27 protein-coding genes, 1 tRNA gene and 1 pseudogene are annotated in these 18708 nt (G+C 34.5%); 16 read left to right on the plus strand and 13 right to left on the minus strand.

The window, feature by feature from the left end; genetic code table 11:
• The first annotated feature begins 12 nt into the window (after positions 1-12).
• The 3 genes from Dongsha4_RS17780 (at position 13) to Dongsha4_RS17790 (ending at position 1378) form a co-directional block, all read left to right on the plus strand.
• Positions 13-498 (plus strand): hypothetical protein, encoded by a 486-nt coding sequence (locus tag Dongsha4_RS17780; RefSeq protein ID WP_330203617.1) that lies wholly within the window; start codon positions 13-15, stop codon positions 496-498.
• A gap of 88 nt (positions 499-586) precedes the next feature.
• Positions 587-871 (plus strand): hypothetical protein, encoded by a 285-nt coding sequence (locus tag Dongsha4_RS17785; RefSeq protein ID WP_330203618.1) that lies wholly within the window; start codon positions 587-589, stop codon positions 869-871.
• A gap of 99 nt (positions 872-970) precedes the next feature.
• Positions 971-1378 carry a hypothetical protein gene (locus Dongsha4_RS17790; RefSeq protein ID WP_330203619.1) on the plus strand — a complete coding sequence of 136 codons (408 nt, stop codon included), beginning with the start codon at positions 971-973 and terminating at the stop codon, positions 1376-1378.
• On the opposite strand, the gene Dongsha4_RS17795 is transcribed toward Dongsha4_RS17790, so the two are convergent.
• The 3 genes from Dongsha4_RS17795 to Dongsha4_RS17805 all read right to left on the minus strand — a co-directional run bounded on the left by Dongsha4_RS17795 (position 1370) and on the right by Dongsha4_RS17805 (position 2648).
• Positions 1370-1564, minus strand: coding sequence for a hypothetical protein (locus tag Dongsha4_RS17795; RefSeq protein WP_330203620.1), 195 nt, complete (start codon positions 1562-1564; stop codon positions 1370-1372). The two genes, Dongsha4_RS17790 and Dongsha4_RS17795, sit on opposite strands and share 9 nt — an antisense overlap.
• On the minus strand, positions 1552-1899 hold the full coding sequence (locus Dongsha4_RS17800) for a hypothetical protein (protein WP_330203621.1): 348 nt from the start codon (positions 1897-1899) through the stop codon (positions 1552-1554). Before Dongsha4_RS17800 ends, Dongsha4_RS17795 begins: the two co-directional genes overlap by 13 nt.
• A 230-nt stretch (positions 1900-2129) precedes the next feature.
• Complete coding sequence (locus Dongsha4_RS17805) at positions 2130-2648, minus strand: hypothetical protein (RefSeq protein ID WP_330203622.1); 519 nt, start codon at positions 2646-2648, stop codon at positions 2130-2132.
• A gap of 197 nt (positions 2649-2845) precedes the next feature.
• On the opposite strand from Dongsha4_RS17805, the gene Dongsha4_RS17810 reads away from it, so the two are divergent.
• The 9 genes from Dongsha4_RS17810 (at position 2846) to Dongsha4_RS17850 (ending at position 6067) form a co-directional block, all read left to right on the plus strand.
• Entirely contained in the window at positions 2846-3205 is a 360-nt protein-coding gene (locus Dongsha4_RS17810) for a single-stranded DNA-binding protein (protein WP_320000949.1), read from the plus strand.
• Positions 3206-3247: 42 nt separating this feature from the next.
• Positions 3248-3484, plus strand: a complete 237-nt coding sequence (locus tag Dongsha4_RS17815; RefSeq protein ID WP_320000948.1) for a hypothetical protein — start codon at positions 3248-3250, stop codon at positions 3482-3484.
• Positions 3459-3647, plus strand: coding sequence for a hypothetical protein (locus Dongsha4_RS17820; protein ID WP_320000947.1), 189 nt, complete (start codon positions 3459-3461; stop codon positions 3645-3647). The genes Dongsha4_RS17815 and Dongsha4_RS17820 overlap by 26 nt, the downstream gene beginning before the upstream one ends.
• Positions 3648-3699: 52 nt before the next feature.
• Positions 3700-4107 carry a four helix bundle protein gene (locus Dongsha4_RS17825; protein ID WP_320000946.1) on the plus strand — a complete coding sequence of 136 codons (408 nt, stop codon included), beginning with the start codon at positions 3700-3702 and terminating at the stop codon, positions 4105-4107.
• 70 nt (positions 4108-4177) lie between these two features.
• Positions 4178-4705 (plus strand): siphovirus Gp157 family protein, encoded by a 528-nt coding sequence (locus Dongsha4_RS17830; RefSeq protein WP_330203623.1) that lies wholly within the window; start codon positions 4178-4180, stop codon positions 4703-4705.
• Positions 4706-4763: 58 nt separating this feature from the next.
• Positions 4764-4973, plus strand: coding sequence for a hypothetical protein (locus Dongsha4_RS17835; protein ID WP_320000944.1), 210 nt, complete (start codon positions 4764-4766; stop codon positions 4971-4973).
• 19 nt (positions 4974-4992) lie between these two features.
• Positions 4993-5199 carry a hypothetical protein gene (locus Dongsha4_RS17840; protein ID WP_320000943.1) on the plus strand — a complete coding sequence of 69 codons (207 nt, stop codon included), beginning with the start codon at positions 4993-4995 and terminating at the stop codon, positions 5197-5199.
• 14 nt (positions 5200-5213) lie between these two features.
• Complete coding sequence (locus Dongsha4_RS17845) at positions 5214-5408, plus strand: hypothetical protein (protein ID WP_330203624.1); 195 nt, start codon at positions 5214-5216, stop codon at positions 5406-5408.
• A gap of 11 nt (positions 5409-5419) precedes the next feature.
• Positions 5420-6067: a hypothetical protein gene (locus tag Dongsha4_RS17850; RefSeq protein WP_330203625.1), complete on the plus strand. Its 648-nt coding sequence runs from the start codon at positions 5420-5422 to the stop codon at positions 6065-6067.
• Between the two features lie 33 nt (positions 6068-6100).
• On the opposite strand, the gene Dongsha4_RS17855 is transcribed toward Dongsha4_RS17850, so the two are convergent.
• The 6 genes from Dongsha4_RS17855 to Dongsha4_RS17880 form a co-directional block, all read right to left on the minus strand.
• Positions 6101-6931 carry an ATP-binding protein gene (locus Dongsha4_RS17855; RefSeq protein WP_330203626.1) on the minus strand — a complete coding sequence of 277 codons (831 nt, stop codon included), beginning with the start codon at positions 6929-6931 and terminating at the stop codon, positions 6101-6103.
• Entirely contained in the window at positions 6932-7459 is a 528-nt protein-coding gene (locus Dongsha4_RS17860) for a hypothetical protein (RefSeq protein WP_320000940.1), read from the minus strand. It lies immediately after the preceding gene.
• A gap of 138 nt (positions 7460-7597) precedes the next feature.
• Positions 7598-7846: a hypothetical protein gene (locus tag Dongsha4_RS17865; RefSeq protein ID WP_330203627.1), complete on the minus strand. Its 249-nt coding sequence runs from the start codon at positions 7844-7846 to the stop codon at positions 7598-7600.
• A gap of 64 nt (positions 7847-7910) precedes the next feature.
• Positions 7911-9188, minus strand: a complete 1278-nt coding sequence (locus Dongsha4_RS17870) for a hypothetical protein (RefSeq protein WP_330203628.1) — start codon at positions 9186-9188, stop codon at positions 7911-7913.
• Positions 9175-9312: a hypothetical protein gene (locus Dongsha4_RS17875; RefSeq protein ID WP_330203629.1), complete on the minus strand. Its 138-nt coding sequence runs from the start codon at positions 9310-9312 to the stop codon at positions 9175-9177. Before Dongsha4_RS17875 ends, Dongsha4_RS17870 begins: the two co-directional genes overlap by 14 nt.
• Positions 9313-9422: 110 nt before the next feature.
• Positions 9423-9827 (minus strand): hypothetical protein, encoded by a 405-nt coding sequence (locus tag Dongsha4_RS17880; protein WP_330203630.1) that lies wholly within the window; start codon positions 9825-9827, stop codon positions 9423-9425.
• A gap of 140 nt (positions 9828-9967) precedes the next feature.
• On the opposite strand from Dongsha4_RS17880, the gene Dongsha4_RS17885 reads away from it, so the two are divergent.
• On the plus strand, positions 9968-10342 hold the full coding sequence (locus Dongsha4_RS17885) for a helix-turn-helix transcriptional regulator (protein WP_330203631.1): 375 nt from the start codon (positions 9968-9970) through the stop codon (positions 10340-10342).
• 8 nt (positions 10343-10350) lie between these two features.
• On the opposite strand, the pseudogene Dongsha4_RS17890 reads toward Dongsha4_RS17885, so the two are convergent.
• Positions 10351-11421: pseudogene (locus tag Dongsha4_RS17890) on the minus strand (YifB family Mg chelatase-like AAA ATPase); the annotation flags it as partial.
• 150 nt (positions 11422-11571) lie between these two features.
• On the opposite strand from Dongsha4_RS17890, the gene Dongsha4_RS17895 reads away from it, so the two are divergent.
• Positions 11572-11643 (plus strand) — tRNA-Lys (locus tag Dongsha4_RS17895).
• A 175-nt stretch (positions 11644-11818) separates the two neighbouring features.
• Here the strand turns inward: Dongsha4_RS17895 and Dongsha4_RS17900 are convergent.
• Complete coding sequence (locus Dongsha4_RS17900; RefSeq protein ID WP_330203633.1) at positions 11819-12439, minus strand: hypothetical protein; 621 nt, start codon at positions 12437-12439, stop codon at positions 11819-11821.
• 81 nt (positions 12440-12520) lie between these two features.
• Between Dongsha4_RS17900 and Dongsha4_RS17905 the strand changes: the two genes are divergently transcribed.
• A complete protein-coding gene (locus Dongsha4_RS17905; protein WP_330203634.1) occupies positions 12521-14422 on the plus strand; it encodes a response regulator in 1902 nt (633 codons plus the stop codon).
• Between the two features lie 79 nt (positions 14423-14501).
• On the opposite strand, the gene Dongsha4_RS17910 is transcribed toward Dongsha4_RS17905, so the two are convergent.
• A complete protein-coding gene (locus tag Dongsha4_RS17910; RefSeq protein WP_330203635.1) occupies positions 14502-15227 on the minus strand; it encodes a Tic22 family protein in 726 nt (241 codons plus the stop codon).
• 427 nt (positions 15228-15654) lie between these two features.
• On the opposite strand from Dongsha4_RS17910, the gene Dongsha4_RS17915 reads away from it, so the two are divergent.
• Positions 15655-16950, plus strand: coding sequence for an aminopeptidase P N-terminal domain-containing protein (locus Dongsha4_RS17915; RefSeq protein WP_330203636.1), 1296 nt, complete (start codon positions 15655-15657; stop codon positions 16948-16950).
• A gap of 91 nt (positions 16951-17041) precedes the next feature.
• On the opposite strand, the gene Dongsha4_RS17920 is transcribed toward Dongsha4_RS17915, so the two are convergent.
• A complete protein-coding gene (locus Dongsha4_RS17920) occupies positions 17042-18664 on the minus strand; it encodes a DUF2079 domain-containing protein (RefSeq protein ID WP_330203637.1) in 1623 nt (540 codons plus the stop codon).
• Positions 18665-18708 lie beyond the last annotated feature (44 nt).

An 18708-nucleotide genomic window follows, 5' to 3' on the forward strand; every position in this document is an offset into this window, starting at 1 on the left:
GGAAACTTTATAATGTCGCATATTCTATATAACTTTACTAATATCTGTGCTGTCACATGGTTGGAACGTAAAGAGATTAAATCTATTACCATAAAATCTCCTGACCATTGTTTAGTTAATCTAAAATCTGGGGAAGTCATCACCGTCAGAGCGTCGGAAGTAAGAGAAGCGATCGCCCTCAACAGAAAGGAAAGAACCGCAGATATAGAGATAATCGACAACCCCGACCATAGTTACACTGCTATCAATGAAGGCAAAGGAACAGAATACTTATTAATCCCCCATGATTCTTATATTTTTTGTAACTGTAACGATTACGCCAATCAATCCATCGCTCTTAATAGTAACGAAGTTTGTTGTAAGCATATTTGGTCATTGTTGGGTTATTTCGGCTTTAACGATTTAGCAGAGTATCAGGACTTTAAGGAAGACGAACACTTAGACCATCTCTATCAACTATACCTCGAAGAACAAGACTACTATCATACCTGTTCTTAAAAGGGAACGGGGAGCAGGGAACAGGGAACAGTGTAAATATTTACACCCCTCGTAAGAGGGGAATTACCAAGCGATAAAGGAGAAACTTATGCTACATATTACTATCGGTATTCAGGAACTATTAGCAGATAACCGTCATTTAGCCTTGATTATTAAGCATATAGCAGAGGCGATCACCACTGAAACAATAATCAATGATGAGTTGCTGAGGGATTTTCAAGTCTGGACGGTTAAAGATAATTACTTATATTGTCAGGCAGATAAAGACGAACCACAACTGTTCAAGATGCGTACTTTGTTTATTCCTAACCTTAAATTTTACTGTTGCTTTAATGGTATCGGTTATACCCTCATGTTACCTGAAGAATATTAGTTACAAGGGAATGGGGAACAGTGTAAATATTTACACCCCATAATAACAATCCCCCGTAATGGGGGAAACACATCTATTAGTTTTTGAAAAATAGTTTTTATGAATCCATCATATCAGTTAATTTCACAGCATTTCACTCATTACCTCATCGATAAAGCCTTATGCTACCTTGACCGCAGTCATTATAATTATCGTTATCAAGACCTCAAAACAGAACTATGGTTTAATGGGTTATGGACTAATTTATCAGGTATCATCAGTTATAGAGATTATGCGGAGTTTCTCTTACTCTATACCCAAGCTAAAAGCTATCAATTACCTTATCAACAAGTAGGACATAATATCTATATAGTGCAGGGCAAACTAGAGAAATATTATACTGTTACCCCTTATAGTTGTAATTGTCCTTTATTTCAGTTAAGGAAGAAGCGATCGCAGGAATTACCACAATTCTTTAAACATTTCCCCATTACTTGCCACCATCACCAATTAATTAAATCACTGTAATCTCTTTTCCTCATTATCTATTCCCTGTTCTCCTGTACTGAACCAACGTTTGGTCATTTTCCGTTTAATTAATAGCCGTTGCCTACGTTGTTTAATAATAGGATGAACCAATAATTTTTTCTCCTTGTAAATATTTACACCTGCCCCGTTCCCCGTTCCCTGTTCCCCGTTCCCTACCTTTTCCATAGTTTTGTCAGATATTCTTCAATGGCATGGGCGATAAACTCACTCCTTGTTAGTCCACTCTCTGAAAGAGCTTCATTAAATAATGGTTCAATATCTTCTGGTATATTGGTCGAATAAGAATGTTTTAAACGAGGACGCTCGGACGGAACTAACCAACCTTCATCCCTTTTCGCTTCAATTATACGAGCATTTTTCTTTGGCGGAGACGATACTGCTTTCTCTAAATCCCATCCCCTTTGTAGTCTAGCATAAACTGTAGGAATAGGAACATCATTGGCGATCGCCTTTTCCCTATATTCATCAGGAAGGATTTTACTTGATTTACGCTTAACCATAAAATTTTGAACAAATATCAACAAACTATTAATAAACGGTAGCCAAAACTAGGAAGTATTAGAAATGTTATCATAGAACTATAGAAAACAAGTTCATTAAAAAGTACTTTTTTTCTTTTTTTGGTTTTATTTTGAGGGGAAACTTCCCCTTTCTAATTAATTATAACTCTTTATGGTAAGTATTCCCTGTTCCTTACCCTTACCTAACGATTTAGAGCTTATATCTATCACTAATCATCTAAATCTTGAGTGAAATATTCAGAAGCACCGCAGACAATGAGGACAGCCGCCACCAAAGCTCTTTTCTGAGCCATTTTCATAATTGTATTAACTACAGAATAATCATAAACACCTCTTTTATCGGTACGGTCAAATTTCTTTTCTTTACTAGAAGCTAAACCATCAGCTTGACCGACTAATTCTCCAAAACGATAGAGATTACAACGAAAATGATAATGAAATAAAGGAGATTGATAGTCAATAATTTTATCAACTAAATCAAAGGTAGGACGTAACTTAAATAATCTGCATAATTTTTCAGCACCAGGCTTAAATAAAACTGGTTTATTACCACAATAAGGGATTGTTCCGTAATCTATTTTTTCTTGTAAATGACGCTTAACATATTCCCGAATCGCAGAAAAAATAAATTGAGCCTGTTCGATGTCTTTATCTTCTAACAAATTAAATTTTAATACTGAATAATCCTCAACTATTGTTACTGTTGATGTGTCTTTAATATTTTCCATTATTGTACCTCTTACTTTACTTTCTTTTATTATATTTTAATATAAAATTATCAAACATGGTTAATAAAATATTAGCAATTTTCGATAAAATTAGTTATAATAGAAACATAGCTTAGGGAAGACTAAGAGAGAGAAAAAAGCCTTAGTATAGAACCGAAGTGAAATAAAACCAAAAAAAGAAATAAGGAGTATTAAGAATGATTAATTCTGTGACAATAGCTGGTTATATAGGTAAAGAACCAGAGATGAATATCTACGGAGAAGCGGTAAAAGTTACCTTCTCAATAGCGGTAAATACGGTTATTAAAGGGGAGGAAAAAACATCATGGATACCCGTAGAATGTTGGGGTAATCAAGCATCTTTTGTGGGTAATTATTTACACTCAGGCAGTTATGTAATTGTACAAGGAAAGTTAGAACAGAGTGTATGGGAAACCGATGAAGGAGAGAAAAAATCAAGATTATTTGTCTATGCTAATCATATTGAATCACCTAAACAAGGGAACAGGGAACAGGGAACAGGGAACGGTGTTAAAGGAGGGAAAAAAGGTAAGTAATTAATGATTTAAAGAGGGTTGACCGCCCTCTTGGAGGTAACAATGAAACGTAGTAAATGGTTACAGCGAAGATTAGAGAGAGAAAGACAGGAAAGATTACAACGTTTTCTCGATGGGTTTAAATACAATTACCTACTAAAAGTTGTTCATTACTATGACCTTAATTGTGCAGATACCAGACAGTTACGGTGTATCTACAAATCAATCAAACAAGCAAAATTAGACTATCAAGATATTTGGAGAGCATTAATTTATGAACACAAAAGTAACAGTAATTGAAAAATGTTTACCTAATATTAATCTCAGAGTAGGTGAAGTTATTTACGATAGTAGTACAGAAGAACAATATTTAGTTATTGATTTTAACGAAGACATAGTTATTTTACAGAAATTAGATGTTAGTGATTATGTCCATAAAGATTATTTAGGTTATTCAATTTAGAAAAAAATAGAGGGTTAAATCCCTCTACTCATAACATTATGGAGAAAAAATAATGACAGAAACTAAACAAGGGAACAGGGAACAGGCAACAGGGAACAGTGTAAATGATTATAAAGATCTTCGGGTATGGAAAAAAGGAATTGATATTGCTGAACAATGTTACAGATTAACTCAATCATTCCCTAAAGAAGAAATTTATGGTCTAACCAGTCAGATAAGAAGAAGTGCCGTAAGTATCAGTAGTAATATAGCTGAAGGTTATGGACGCAGAACTACAGCAGAGTATATCAGATTCTTAAACATAGCTCAGGGAAGCTGTAATGAACTGGAGACTCAATTAATTATTGCTCAAAGAATTGGTTACTGTACATCAGAATCTATCCAAGAGATTAACCAAGAATTATTAAGCATTAACAGAATGTTGATTAGTCTCATTAACAAACTTAAAGAGAAATTCTAACACCAAATTTCGGGGAATTAATCACCGTTCCCCGTTCCCCATCATCACCAACAATTAAGGAGAAAAAACCATGAAATTATATGAATTGAGCGATCGCCTTTGTGAATTAGAGGAAACCATAGAGAATTTAGAAGGTATAGCAATCCCTGCTGATTTACACCTAGAATACTTAAAAATTTTAGCCGAAGCAGACCAGACCAGAGATGATTTTAATAATAAAGTTGACTCTATTTTATCATTAATTCAATCTCGTAAAAAATGGTTAGAAATCAGAAAAGCAGAAGCTGAAAGACTGCAAAATCTAGTTAAAAAAGATGAGAAAACTATAGAATGGTTACAAGAATATCTTAAACAACATTTAGAAAAAATAGGAGTAAATAAACTAAGAACAAATAAGTTTAATCTCTCCATCAGAAAAGCATCGACCGCACCCTTAAAATTATTGGTAGAAGATGCTAAAACATATCCTGAACAATACCAAAGAGTAACGGTAGAAGTAGATAAAAAAGCACTTAAAGAAGCAGTAAAAAATGGAGATACCGAAGCTCTAAAATATGCTGAATTTGGCGAAAAATCTACTTATTTAATGATAAAATAGAGGGAACAGGGAACAGTGTTTGATAGGGGAGAAATCCCCTTAATTTAGGAGGTAATAAATGGAATATCTAAAATGGGAAAAAGAAGTAAATCAAAGATTATCTAAATATTTCTCTGAACGCATCTTAAATAAATATAATAGTAGCTATAAGCATCTATTTAACAACAATCAGACACCACAGGAAGCATCTGATTATCTTCATGAGTACATTAATGATAGCGAAGATGCACAAGGAGAATTTTGGTTTGACATGATTGATTTTGATTAATTAATTGAGGAGGTAATAAATGCAATTAGTCTCATCTTTTGAATGGTATAAATTACGTTCAATTATTCAATTATTAGGTTTTATCAAAATTGATGATTTTATAATTGATGCTCCTGAAGGAATAGCAGATAGAGGATTTAATTTATATGTTAATTCCAGTAATTTAGAGTTTGCCAGAGATTTGTTATATAAAGCAGAAATTAACAAGTTTTTAAATAATAAATAATCAGGAGGTAATAAATGCAGTTAATTACTAATATTAAAGACTTAAAACCACATCATTATTATTATGGTAAATTAAATAATGGTCAATTCTTTAAGGATAAATTATTAGCTAAGAAAAACGTTACAACTCTTATTTTTAAATCCTTTACTTGTAATTATTTAGATATTGCAGAAATCAGAAGAATTAACTTTTTAGATTATGTATTTTAGGAGAATAAAAAATGGAAAAACTATTAATTTATGACTGTGAAATAATCAACTTAATCCGTAATATTAAAGAGCCGATGAACCCTAATTATAGTTACTGCTCTCACTGGTCAGATTTTAATAACATGGGAATCTCAGTGATAGGCACATGGCGTAATTTTGATTTAATTACAGTCTTAGGAAAAAACTATATTATTCCTTTACCTTGGGGAAAATATGAGGCTTTTGTTAATTATCAAGGGAACAGGGAACAGGGAACGGGGAACAGTGAATGTTTCCGTAAATTCTATAAATTATATTGTTTGTGCGATCGCCTCATTGGTTTTAATTCCATTAGTTTCGATGATATGCTGTGTAAAAGTAATGGGATGAAGATTAACACAGATTTTGATTTACTCTGTGAGGTAAGGGAAGCTGTGGGAATGCCCAGACATTATGTAAGAGGAAAAACCAAAGGTGGTTATAACCTTAACAATCTAGCTGTAACTAATGGACTAGGTGCTAAATCTGGTAGCGGTAAACTAGCACCCATACTATGGCAAGACGGTAAACATCAGCAGGTAATTGATTATTGTCTTAATGATGTTAAATTAGTGCGATCGCTCTATTTTAAGTTTATTAATGGATTATTGAAAGACCCCCACAGTCTAAAGTTACTGTAAATATTTACACCGTTCCCTGTTCCCTGTTCCCCTCTATTTACCTAATCGAGTACCCTTCTTCGGTAAACTATAGATAAGTATTCTACTAACACCGATGGCAGTAGTGATAATGCCCCCAAGAAGATAAAGACTGGTATTATTAAGACCTAATCCTATAAATCTAATGATTACCAAACACATTAAGAAAGCCATTAATATAGGTGTACCATCAATCCACTGAGTATGGTCTAAACCAGTATTTTCGATGCCTAGGTATTTCTCTTTTACTACCCTCTCTGCTAACATAGGATTACCTCCTGCACTAGCTTGTAGTTTAGCATAGTCAGCAGATTTGAGGGATAATCCTAGTTCTTCAGCTTTTTCTTGCATTATTTGTCTAATATATTTATCTTTAAGGGGATTTAGTTCAATTCTCGGTAATTTCAGGAATATATCTCTAGCTGGTGGTGTGGTAGCAAGGAGAAGGACAGGACAATTCGCTTCATTCATTAATCGTTCTAGCCATATTCTGATAGTTGGCGGTTGTCTGTGAGCATCGTCCACAAGGAAAATAGTCTGATTCGTTTTGCAGTGTTCAATAATATCCTCCTGCATCATCATAATAGTTTTCTTTTTACCCTCTATCGTTTCCTCATCTATGTTTAGTTTTCTACATACCTTTATCGTTATCTGTCTTACTGTCTCTATGGGGATTATTAAATAAGGATAATGAGAAGCAGAAAAGACATCAGCCAATTGCTCACAGAAGAAAGTTTTACCGCTCCCATTTTCCCCAACAATTAATAGTGACTCACAAGCTAGTAGAGCATTGCTAACTTTTTTTAATTCTTCCTTTCTATAGCTTTCTTTCGCTTTTACGGACATTTAACTCAATTCAGACAATAGATGATTAGCAAATTCTTCTGCTGTTACGGAAGTAGGTAAACACTTCTCATCCCAATGGGCTATTTGTTCTTTCAGTTCATCATCTAATAAATCAGGATTAGCAAGATATTTAGCTATTAATGCTCTCTCTGCTATTAATATCCCCCCTGCTTTCTGTTGGGCGATCGCAACTAATTGAGTAATTTGATTAGCAGTACCATCGGAAGTAAAAGAATGAGAAAACGGGGAGTGGTTAGAGGGATATTCTGGACTCTGGACTTCTGAGGGTAAAACATCGGTACATTGTTGAGTAATAAAAGAAGCGATGGAAGCCTTATCATCAGTTTTAAGGTAGTTGTCAAGGTCATCGAGGGTTTGTATCTGTTCATCACTAAGAAAGAGAATACCATCCTGTTTAGTTTCCTTCATTTCTAACTTTCTTAGTCTGGTATATACGGTATTTTCTGTTATGCCGTAACGTTCACATAAGAGTTTGACTAATTCTGTTTTTGATTCAGCTTTTATCATGACTTTCAAAGGATAATGAAGAATATAGGGAACGAAGAAGGGTGATTCCTACGCTATCGTATTCTCCCCAACCCTTCTCCCGTATAGTTATAAATGTTTATACTCCGTTATATATAAGAGAAAAAAGATTAATGAGAATTAATACCAATAGTCTGTAATATTTACATTATGGGCTTTAGGGGTAATAAAATAAAGATTATCTCTCTTTACTATCGCCCCTACAGACAATAGTTTAGATAGTTGTCGCTTAGTTTGTACTACAGATTTATTGATAGCAAGAGCTATTTGTTCAGGATTTTTACCATTATTTTCTGAGAGAAATTTAATGATATTTTGCCTAGTTTGTTCTCCTTTATAGTGACTAGGAAAAATCTTTAATTCCACCATAATATAGCGATATAATCATTCAAAACTAAATTAACTTGTAGGCAGTAGATTATTAAGTATTCTTTTACTCTGGATTTTGCATTTTATTCTCCTGATAATAATTAATGAGTTTACTAATAGCCGTCTGATAATTATTTAATTTATGTTCTGACCTAAAATCTTCTAACTTTTCAATAACAGAGCGGTCGCATAATAAAGAGTAAGTATCTTTACTAATGGGGATAAGTTGAGGATGATTGAAAGCAGATATATCAGTATCAGAAATTGAAGGAGAGAATAAATCAGTCTTACTGTCTAATTCTGGTTCAGTCAATTCATTATCAGCACAAGAAGAAGTGTCATCCTCTTGCTCTAAATCATCATCAAGAAATTTAATGGCATCTTCAGGATATTGGAATTTACTATCATTATTTACTATGTTCCCTGTTCCCCGTTCCCCTTTCCCTTCTTCATAATCTTTAATGCTTTGTAAATTTTTCTGGCGGCGTTCCGTCTCTGCTATTTCAATTCGCATCTTATGGACTAATTGGTGGGAGACTTTAGCTAGTTTTGCTAATTCTCTGGTACTTAGCTGTGACCATTCGGGGTCATTAAGTAGAGCCATAACAGCCTTTCTCTTATCAGCATTATTACGGCGGAGTCCATGGTCAGCATTAACAGAGATGGTATAAAGCATAGCTTCTCGATAAGTACCAGATTTTTCTGTAAAAGGTAACTCATCAATTTTAGCTAACTTCGCCGCCTCCACTCGGTGAAAACCATCGACCAAATATAAGGTTTCACTGTTGCTTGTTCCCTGTTCCTCATTTCCTTCTATACATCGCCAAACAATAATAGGCGGAAATTCCTCTCCTTCAGATAGTGCGATCGCATAATCAGCAACAGTATCTTGGTTAAGTTTAACTCTCTGTTGTAAGGCAGGGTCAATAGTGAGAGTATAAATATTGATAGTGGGGTGTGAGGAACGACTATTAAGTTTAGACTGTAATTGCTCAAGGGAGAAAAGAATAGGTAAACCAGAATCCTTAATTATTTGTGCTTTAATTTGATTGTCATGGTAAATAAAAGAATGGATAAAACCATCATTAACCCTAGTAGCAACTAAATCATGGAAATTATAGGGAATAAAAGGGATTTTATCTAAATCTTTAGCAATCTCAGCAATAGGAACAGTAGCACTGGAATCACACCATTTAACCCAAAACTGTAGAACTTTACTACCATTAACGGGTACTATATCAGTCACTAACCCAATTTGATTATTCTTGATTACAGTGTCACCGATAGAGATATGGTTAGGATTGACAGATAAATCAGGAGCAGGTAACTTAATCTTCGACATAGCTGACTCCTTTATTAATTGTTATGACGGTTCTTTGTTTTGCCCCTGTCCAGTTTTTTAGATTTTCAATATCAACTATTAGAGTGTTAATGAATCTTGTTGATTCTAATTTATGACCGTGCATTGTGTTAAACTCCTATTATGATTACAGTTTTGATAATGCTGTAGTTTTATTGACTTTGCTTAGTTTCCAGCTTGGAGTTTGAAAAAATTGGCTCTAAGACTCAGGAAACTTTATGCTATTAATTTTTCGGCTTTTTCTCTGTTTATCTGTAATTGCTCCACAGTTTTAATCATATTTTTCCCCTTTTTGATGATTGAACTTAAATAGCGAACGATGGTATCTTCAGTTTGTAAAGATGATTCTTTGCTATCACAAACAAATAATGCTAATTCATCCATCTCGTTCGATAAGCCAATAATTTGTTCCCATACTTTGTAGTAATCCCAATTTTTATCGGCTAATCCTATTCTTTCTATTTTCTTAATCATTAAAGTTCTCCTTACTTGATTAACTCGGATTTTGTAACAAGGACAGTTCCCACAACATTCTTTTGCCCCCGGTAATTTACAGCAAGAACTTGGTAGGGATGCGATCGCATCTGTATAGTCCTCTACTGCTTTCTTGATTAATCTCATTTCTTTCCATGCTCTCTGATTTTTGTTTTTACAGCATTATCACTAAAATACTATCTAGTAATTAGTAGCTACTAATTATTATGATTAGCTACTAATATTGTAGCCATAAAAAGTAAATAAAGAGGAAAAAAAGGAATAAAATGGAAATAGAAACGAATAGTTTTGACAATTTAATGCCAGAAATAAACAAGGAAAAATTAAAAAAACTAATTACAGAATTAAGGGGAGAAGGAACTCAAAAAAGTTTAGCAGAAAAGCTAAATGTAGCCCCTTATACAATTAGCTCATGGGTTAATAAAATATCGTCTCCTTCAAGGGAAAACCTAGATGTAATAGCGGATCATATGGGAATATCTTTAGATATTCTTATGAGTAAAATTACTGATAATTCTAATATTTATTCTCATGATAATATTCCTAAAACCCCTCAAGGATTTTCGAGTCTGTTAGACTATTACCTGTCCAAAGAACAGCAATTAGAACTTGCTAAATTAATCCTTAATAAATATTATTAATTTTTATACCCCCATTGTTGACAAGGACAGGGATTGGTACTAGCGACTAAGGTAAATTGAGCAGGAAAAGCAACAGATTGACGAGCACGAGAAATGGTCACAAATCCATCTTCCAAGGGTTGACGTAAAAATTCTAAAACACTACGCTTGAATTCCGTCAACTCATCTAGAAACAAGATACCATTGTGAGACAATGAGATTTCCCCCGGTTTTGGAAAAGACCCACCTCCCACTAAAGCAACTCCACTAGCTGAGTGATGAGGACTACGAAAAGGGCGTTCTTGAATCAGTTTACCCTGATTTTTTAGCAATCCTGCCACTGAATAAATCTGAGATACCTCCAAAGCCTCCGAAAAGCTCAAAGGGGGGAGAATGGAAGCCATACGCCTTGCTAACATGGTTTTTCCAGCCCCCGGAGGTCCCACAAAAATGAGATTATGCCCCCCTGCCGCCGCAATTTCCAAAGCTCGACGAGCATGATGTTGTCCTTTAACATCTCTCAAATTATAATTACTTTGTTGAAAACTATCATCGAAATTAAGTTCTGGAATAGTCGGAGAAAAAGCAGAAGGATTTTGTAAAAAATCTGCCACCTCATTAATGTTATTTAGACCATAAACTTCTATCTGCTCCACCACAGACGCTTCTTGGGCGTTATCTTTCGGCACAACAATACCCTTAAAACCTAACTTAGAAGCCGTTACCGCCATTGGTAATACCCCTGCGATCGCTCTTAAGCTCCCATCAAGGGAAACCTCCCCCAAAAATAAAAACTCCTCTAAATAGGTAGGATCAACCTGTTCTGAAGCGGCCAAAATACCGATACTAATGGGTAAATCAAAAATCGGTCCTTCTTTCCGTAAATCCGCAGGACTCAAATTAATCGTTATTTGTCTCACGGGAAAAGCAAAACCAGAATTTTTAAGAGCGGCTTTGACTCTTTCTCTCGATTCTTGGACGGCGGTATCTGGTAAACCAACTACAGTTGTTTTTGGTAAACCTCCCGATACATCCACCTCAACTCCTACCTTCACTCCCTCGATACCAAAAATTGTTGCACTCCAAACCCGACTAAGCATCTTTTTTTATCTCATCAGTCCTGATATTCTTTGCTATCTGTAAGATATTACAACAACAGAAAAATAACAACCCTAAAAAATTTTCACCGATTCCCTTGCAATTTTTGGAATCCTTCGTTATATTAGTTAATGTCGTGAAAAACGGCAAAAGGGTCGCTAGCTCAGTGGTAGAGCACTCGGCTTTTAACCGATTGGTCCTGAGTTCGAGTCTCAGGCGACCCATTTTTTTTAGAGTTGAAGGATAATGTCGAAGTATTTAGCTTATACAAAGCAAGTTTAGGGTTTATTTGGGCTTAATTTTTGTTTAATTACCGTTATAAGGATTCGTTACCCAATTACCCGGTATGATGTATAAAAAATAAGTCTTTGGGAAACACTATAGACAGCAATATTTTATTTATTCGCTCATTTCGATCGCTTTTTTTACATCCTTGTTATATTGATCAATATTATCTAAACTCTCTAAAAGTTGATCCTCAATGGTTACTTTGCCGTTGTTATCATTATAATCATTGACATTATTAGGTTTTGTGTCGTTATTTATGGACATTTCGGCAATGGTTTGACATTCTTCAGAGGTTTTTTGAGGGTCTTTTTCACAGACTTTTACTAATTGTTTAATTTTCTCTTTGTGTTTATATTCATCCTGCATGGCTTTTAATTTCTCTAAAAAACCCCCTTTTTTCGGTTTGCCTGATGTTTGGCTATCTTTGGGTAAAAACTCTGCAACAGTTTCAACACTTATTTGCCATAGTTTTGGAAGAAAAGGAAGTGCGATCGCAATCAGTGCTATACTAATCAAAGTTGAGACTAACGTTTTTATACTGCGATTTTGTGACTCTTGATGCTTTAGTTTTTGAAATTCTTGATTTTGTTGTCTTAGCCATTTTTTCTTAACCTGACGCAATTGTTTTTCTTCATCTTCCCCATTTTCCCCCCATAAAGGTTGAGAGTCAGAAATTTCTTTTTGCAGTCTTTCGGTTTTCTTTGATAAGTCGTGGAATTTAAAATAAGACATGGCTAAATTCTGTATAACTATGTATTGTCTCACGAAAATTATAACCTATATATCCGTAATTATCACGAGAAAATTTGTTCTATGAGAATCTTGCTAGTAGATGATGATGAAATTCTCATTGATATTTTAGAAAAAACGCTCCAAAACCAAAACTATACCATTGATGCAGTGATGGATGGACAACAGGGGTGGACTTATGTTTCTACTTATAATTATGATCTGATTATTCTCGATTGGAGTTTACCTAAATTAGATGGTATTAGTTTGTGTAAACGCATTCGTCATTATGGCTATGATATGCCCATTATGATTCTTACTGCCCGTCATAGTAGTCAGGAAAAAAGTTACGCCCTTGATGTCGGAGCTGATGATTATCTTTGTAAGCCTTTTGACATTGAAGAATTAATGGCGAGAATTAGAGCTTTATTGCGACGTAGCCAAAGTTATGATCAATCTTCTCCCTTATTAAATTGGGGAAGCCTATATTTAGACCCCTGTATTTGTCAAGTTAGTTATCAGGGTAATACTATTCAACTTACCACAAAAGAATATCAATTATTAGAATTATTTTTACGTCATCCCCATGAGGTATTTAGTATTGAAGCTATTATCGAAAATTTATGGTCTTCTATTGAGTATCCCTCAGAAGCAACAGTGCGATCGCATCTTCGTTATTTAAGACAGAAATTAAAACAAGCAGGATTATCAGAAAATCCCATCGACACCATAAGAGGAAGAGGATATTGTTTGAAATCTCAACCCATGAAAACAGAAATAAAAACAGAACAAAACACCCTCGTATTTCCCTCAGAAATTGAAAAGGAAAAACACTTACAACAATTAACCGCACTAAATAATATTTGGGAAAAATATCAAGATAAAAGAGAGGAACAATTAAACATTTTACAAACTACATTAAACCAAATCAAGGAACAAAAAATTAATAAAAATCAACTTAAAAAAGCCATTGATAATTGTCATAAATTATCAGGCAATTTAGGTATATTTGGCTTTAATGAAGCCTCATATTTAGCTTCTCAACTAGAGCAGTTATTGAAAGAAAATTTAGAAAAAAAGCTAGATAAAATCAAACAATTTGAGACTATTTTAAATAACTTAATTTGGCAAATCAATCCTCAAAAAGATGAGAAATTAAACCATTTAACCAATCAAATAATTGACCATTGCTCTTTAGTTTTAGTAATCAGTGAAGATGTCCAATTTAAAAAAATTTTTAATCAAGAAGCCGTAAAAAAAGGAATTATTACCATTACCATGACAGATTTAGAAACAGTAAAAATATGGTTTAAGTCTTTAGAAAAAGAGCAGTTTCCCGATGTCGTTATCATGAGTATAGCTTTTAATCAATGGCAACAAGAATTAGTTGAAGAATATCTTGCCTTTATCACAGAATTAAATCTGCAAACTCCTCCTATTCCTAGTATTATAATCGGCGATCGCTACGAACGTAACTTTTCTCATCGCACATCCACCGAAGAAAGACTATTAATCGCAGAAAAAGGAGGCACATTTTATCTAAAAAAACCCGTCACTCCTCAAGAAGCCATTAAATTTTGTCAAATAGCCTTGAAAAGGTATGCCCAAGGAAGAAAAATCATGATTATTGATGAAGATGAAGAATTATTGCGTCTTTTACCTATTTATTTACAGCCTTGGGGTTTTAATATCACAACCCTCCATGATACCCGTCAATTCTGGGATGTGTTATGCGCGATCGCACCTGATGTATTAATATTAGAAATTGAAATGCCCTATCTTAACGGTATTGAAATTTGTAAAATGTTGCGTACTCATACCCAATGGTATCAACTACCAATAATTTACTATACAAAGCATACAGAACCAATAATTCTCGAAAAAGCCTTTAATAGCGGAGCTAATGATATTATCCCGAAAACCTTTACAGAAAGAACATTAGCACAACGTATCATCAAAAATATAGAATTAGGAGTTAGGAGTTAAAATAAAAAAGGAATTTTTCCCCCATTTCCTAAAACTCCAAGCCCCTATCATCCATTTTCCTAAACTCGAAAAGCCCTTTCTATTTAGGAGTATTAGAGCGTAAAAACTCAAGAGACTCTTTAGAAGGCCATAAAACAATTCTCGTCAACATTTCGTCATCCCCTTGCTTCATAGCATCCAACATTCCTTCTAAAATAACAACCTCTATTTGTACAGAATTAGCTAAATCGGGTTGTGCTTTTTTGAAGTTTTCCACTAATTGTTGTACTTGTTGCTTCTCAAAAAAGAAAGGTATAACTTCTTGATCATTTTGTTTAATAGTTAAATAACCTTGGTCTTCCCCTGCCTTAGCTACAAACAAAGGTACTCCACCTTGATATTGATTATTAAGTTGTTGTGCTTGTTCTATTTGTTGAGAGGATGGCACATAGGCAAATTGTACACCATCTTGTTGTTGACTATTTCTTTCCGACAATTGATAAACTTCTGCTAAAGACACAGGCACAACCTGCACTTGTTTTCCTAAATCAGGATTATCTTTTTTCAACCTTTCAACAAAAGAATTGGCATCTTTTTCGCTGATAAAAACTCCTGCAACTCTGCTATTATCATCTGTGGAAGCAATTAATGGTGCGCCTTGAGAGTCAGCGATAGTAAATACAGGTATAGGCTTAAGTTTCTCTAAAATGACTTCTTGAGGTAAAGCTAATATTTTAGTAGTTTGAATTAACCAACAACTAGCAACTGTTGCACCGATAACACTTAACTTTTTGATTTTGTTTAAAAGAGATTTTTGTTCTGACATAATTAATATAAGAATTTTATGCTTACTTGGCAGAGACGATTTTTTCTCTGGATAGTTTCTAAGCTGATCTTTATACTTGAGTATCTTAGCAATTTATTTTTCTTTTTCTCATTACTGTATCTTTTTTTTATGATGATTTTAGCTTTCAATATGCTTTAACTTCTCATTCATCAGACTTCTTGCTATCTCAGGCACTCATGCACAATCAAAGGGCAAGGGGCAAACCCTTCTGTGTCTCCCCTTAAAAGAAATCCCCTTTATCCTTCTTAGAGAGGGGAGAGTAAAAGTGTTTAATTAACGCAAACCCTAACACCCGAAACCCGAAACCTAAAACCTTTTTTTAGTATAACTGCTCAATTGCGCGAACTCAGTTGGTAATGGTCAATGATAGAATTCTAAAAACAATGTATATGGCAAACTTTTCAAGATGATTTCTCCTTTGGAATATAAACAACGTCGGCAAAAATTGATGTCCGCAATCGGTAAAGGTGTAGCAGTGTTTAATAGTGCTCCTTATGCGGTGATGCACAATGATGTAGAATATGTTTACCGTCAAGATAGTGATTTTTATTATCTCACTGGTTTTAATGAGTCTTCTGCTGTTGCAGTATTAGCACCTAATCATAGTGAACATCAATTTATTCTTTTTGTTCAACCGAAAGACTTAGCCAAGGAAATTTGGACGGGTTATCGTGTGGGAGTGGAAGGGGCAAAAGATTTATATGGAGCTGATGCAGTTTATTCCATCGAAGAGTTAGATGAAAAATTACCTAAATATTTAGTTAGTGGCGATCGCATTTATTATCATTTAGGTAGAGACTTAAACTTTAATGCCCGTATTATTCACTATTGGCAAAAACTAACAGAATCTTACCCTAAAAGGGGTACGGGTCCCACTGGTATTGAAGATAGTAATTTTGTTTTACATCCTTTGAGAATGATAAAAAGTCCAGCAGAAATCGAGATGATTCGCAAGGCAACAGAAATTTCAGTCAAAGCCCACAAAAAAGCCCAAGAAATTGCTCAACCGGGTAAATATGAGTATGAAATTCAAGCGGAAATTGAACACACTTTCAGAAGTTTAGGAGGAGACGGGGTTGCTTATCCTTCTATTGTTGCCTCTGGGGCAAATGCTTGTATTTTGCACTACATTGAAAATAATCGCAGAATGGAAGCAGGAGACTTGCTATTGATAGATGCAGGTTGTTCCTATGGCTATTATAATGGCGATATTACCCGTACTTTTCCCGTTGATGGCAAATTTGACCCTCGCCAGAAAGACATCTATCAGCTAGTTTTAGAAGCCCAATTAGCTGCGATCGAAATGGTGAAACCGGGTAATACATATAACCAATACCATGATAAAGCAGTGGAGGTATTAGTAGAGGGCTTAAAAGAATTGAAACTGTTACAAGGAGACAGTAAAGAGATTATAGAGGAGAAAAAATACGAGCCTTTTTATATGCACCGCACGGGGCATTGGTTAGGATTAGATGTTCACGATGTAGGCAACTATAAACAAGATAAGGAAAATTGGACGACATTTCAAGCAGGACATATTGTAACTGTTGAGCCCGGTATCTATATTTCTCCTTACATCACCCCCGCCGAGGGGCAACCCGAAATTCCCGACTATTGGAAAGGTATTGGTGTCAGAATTGAGGATGATGTTTTAGTGACAGAATCGGGTAATGAGGTTTTAACCGCAGGAATTGGTAAATAATAAGCCGTTAAAAAGGATGATTGGGGTTTAGGGTATTGGGGTATTGGGGAGATAAGGTTTCAGGTTTCAGGGAGTAATGAGTAATTATCAACTATTCACCTTTGCCCCTTGCCCTTTTCCTACTGGCTTGTTTTTTTAACAAAATTACCTCATCTTTTTGAGCAACAATCTTATATTCTTCTTTCTCTGTTACCTCTTTAATCAACCCTTGTATGGCTTCTAACCATCCTTTTTCTTTGGTAAAAACAACGCTATAACGTTCTAATTCCCATAAATCAGCGATAATATAGTCAACGGTTTGAGGTTGGTGGCTTGTGTCTAAAAACTCTATCATTGGTAAGCGAATAATTGCCTCTCTACCACTCAGATGAGGAATAATATTATTAGTTGCACTCGCACTGGCATCTTTAGGGATTTGCTTTAAAAGCTGATAAATAGAAGCGGAATGTTGCCATTGACGAGGTAAGGATACATATACTAAGGGTTGAAATGAATCTGGCATGATGAAATAAAAAGCACGGCTTAATTCTGTTGCACTGGAGGTAAAACCTAATAGTAAAGAGATAACAATACAACTAAGCCAAAATCTTTTAAATCTTGCTCCTAATTTTCTCGGTTGAAGTGCTTTTAAATCTTGATAAAAATTGCCAAAAGATTGCCCTCGCCACCATAAAATTGTTCCGTAAAATAGTCCGGGGGTAATCATCATAGCATAACGAATATTTAGGGATAAAATAGATTTTCCTTGACCAAGTAAAGGAGTAAGGAGAGGGAAAAAAGTTATTATCCATGAAGTAGGAGAAAGGGCTGGTATTAAGCCTAAAGATAGCCATTGTCCTAATAAATATTCGATGGTATTATCAAAGGGAGAAATTAATTCTTTTAATACTAATAAAGGTTGAGTTACCATACCCCAAATTACTCCTACGGTGGAGGGGTTATTATCCTGCAAATACTGCCCGAATTTATCTACCATGAATCTTTCCCCAACATCTTTCGTGAATTGGGGCATAATCACGTTAGTAATAAAAATCATATAGATGAAGGAAAAAATAGCCATTATTAATCCTTGAATCCAATGGCGACGGGTGATAATTAAATAAATTCCTATTCCAAATAGATTTAATCCTGCTTCTTGTCTTACACCCAAAAGCAATAAGGAAAATAAAGCGACGAAACCCCATCGATTTTTTTCCAAACATAGGAGAAGACTGAAAGCTAATATGGGCAGTTGAGATATATTATCAAAGTTGGATAAAGTGGGTACAAAAATTGCGATCGCACTGTAAAAACTGACTACAATTAATAAAGAGATAAAATGGGCTATGTGTTGTCGTGCCAGAAAATAAAGGACAATTCCAGCCCCCGTAATTAATAAACATTGTATGATTACTAAAGTGGCAGGGGAAGGGAAAAGAAAATATAGCGGTAAAAATAGTAATAGATTAGGGCTAAAATGATGACCTAAGTAACTGTCATCAACTAAGGGTAAAGATTCGCCACTGGTGACATGAGTGGAAATACCAGAAGCAAGAGAGCTATGATAAAAATTTCCATGTAAATTATTCCAAAAAATTTGATTGAAAATTCCCATATCATAGGATGCAAAAAAACTATAGTAACGATTTAGCCCCAGAAGTAATATTATTATTAAGAAAAAAGTGCTAATTTTGTATAAATTCCTTAATTCATGACTTTTTATATTTTGTTTCACGATAAATAAATATATTCACTAATTCTAAATTTTAGCGTTTTTTA

Source organism: Cyanobacterium sp. Dongsha4, from assembly GCF_036345015.1.
Lineage (GTDB): Bacteria > Cyanobacteriota > Cyanobacteriia > Cyanobacteriales > Cyanobacteriaceae > PCC-10605.

Excerpts from the sequence above, each read along its gene's own strand:
- Dongsha4_RS17805 (WP_330203622.1), bottom strand. The coding sequence starts at position 2,648 with ATGGAAAATATTAAAGACACATCAACAGTAACAATAGTTGAGGATTAT.
- Dongsha4_RS17915 (WP_330203636.1), top strand. The coding sequence starts at position 15,655 with ATGATTTCTCCTTTGGAATATAAACAACGTCGGCAAAAATTGATGTCC.
- Dongsha4_RS17820 (WP_320000947.1), top strand. The coding sequence starts at position 3,459 with ATGAACACAAAAGTAACAGTAATTGAAAAATGTTTACCTAATATTAAT.
- Dongsha4_RS17790 (WP_330203619.1), top strand. The coding sequence starts at position 971 with ATGAATCCATCATATCAGTTAATTTCACAGCATTTCACTCATTACCTC.
- Dongsha4_RS17885 (WP_330203631.1), top strand. The coding sequence starts at position 9,968 with ATGGAAATAGAAACGAATAGTTTTGACAATTTAATGCCAGAAATAAAC.
- Dongsha4_RS17795 (WP_330203620.1), bottom strand. The coding sequence starts at position 1,564 with ATGGAAAAGGTAGGGAACGGGGAACAGGGAACGGGGAACGGGGCAGGT.
- Dongsha4_RS17825 (WP_320000946.1), top strand. The coding sequence starts at position 3,700 with ATGACAGAAACTAAACAAGGGAACAGGGAACAGGCAACAGGGAACAGT.
- Dongsha4_RS17905 (WP_330203634.1), top strand. The coding sequence starts at position 12,521 with ATGAGAATCTTGCTAGTAGATGATGATGAAATTCTCATTGATATTTTA.
- Dongsha4_RS17880 (WP_330203630.1), bottom strand. The coding sequence starts at position 9,827 with ATGAGATTAATCAAGAAAGCAGTAGAGGACTATACAGATGCGATCGCA.
- Dongsha4_RS17910 (WP_330203635.1), bottom strand. The coding sequence starts at position 15,227 with ATGTCAGAACAAAAATCTCTTTTAAACAAAATCAAAAAGTTAAGTGTT.
- Dongsha4_RS17870 (WP_330203628.1), bottom strand. The coding sequence starts at position 9,188 with ATGTCGAAGATTAAGTTACCTGCTCCTGATTTATCTGTCAATCCTAAC.
- Dongsha4_RS17785 (WP_330203618.1), top strand. The coding sequence starts at position 587 with ATGCTACATATTACTATCGGTATTCAGGAACTATTAGCAGATAACCGT.
- Dongsha4_RS17845 (WP_330203624.1), top strand. The coding sequence starts at position 5,214 with ATGCAGTTAATTACTAATATTAAAGACTTAAAACCACATCATTATTAT.
- Dongsha4_RS17800 (WP_330203621.1), bottom strand. The coding sequence starts at position 1,899 with ATGGTTAAGCGTAAATCAAGTAAAATCCTTCCTGATGAATATAGGGAA.
- Dongsha4_RS17780 (WP_330203617.1), top strand. The coding sequence starts at position 13 with ATGTCGCATATTCTATATAACTTTACTAATATCTGTGCTGTCACATGG.
- Dongsha4_RS17840 (WP_320000943.1), top strand. The coding sequence starts at position 4,993 with ATGCAATTAGTCTCATCTTTTGAATGGTATAAATTACGTTCAATTATT.
- Dongsha4_RS17900 (WP_330203633.1), bottom strand. The coding sequence starts at position 12,439 with ATGTCTTATTTTAAATTCCACGACTTATCAAAGAAAACCGAAAGACTG.
- Dongsha4_RS17810 (WP_320000949.1), top strand. The coding sequence starts at position 2,846 with ATGATTAATTCTGTGACAATAGCTGGTTATATAGGTAAAGAACCAGAG.
- Dongsha4_RS17850 (WP_330203625.1), top strand. The coding sequence starts at position 5,420 with ATGGAAAAACTATTAATTTATGACTGTGAAATAATCAACTTAATCCGT.
- Dongsha4_RS17815 (WP_320000948.1), top strand. The coding sequence starts at position 3,248 with ATGAAACGTAGTAAATGGTTACAGCGAAGATTAGAGAGAGAAAGACAG.
- Dongsha4_RS17830 (WP_330203623.1), top strand. The coding sequence starts at position 4,178 with ATGAAATTATATGAATTGAGCGATCGCCTTTGTGAATTAGAGGAAACC.
- Dongsha4_RS17860 (WP_320000940.1), bottom strand. The coding sequence starts at position 7,459 with ATGATAAAAGCTGAATCAAAAACAGAATTAGTCAAACTCTTATGTGAA.
- Dongsha4_RS17865 (WP_330203627.1), bottom strand. The coding sequence starts at position 7,846 with ATGGTGGAATTAAAGATTTTTCCTAGTCACTATAAAGGAGAACAAACT.
- Dongsha4_RS17855 (WP_330203626.1), bottom strand. The coding sequence starts at position 6,931 with ATGTCCGTAAAAGCGAAAGAAAGCTATAGAAAGGAAGAATTAAAAAAA.
- Dongsha4_RS17875 (WP_330203629.1), bottom strand. The coding sequence starts at position 9,312 with ATGCACGGTCATAAATTAGAATCAACAAGATTCATTAACACTCTAATA.
- Dongsha4_RS17835 (WP_320000944.1), top strand. The coding sequence starts at position 4,764 with ATGGAATATCTAAAATGGGAAAAAGAAGTAAATCAAAGATTATCTAAA.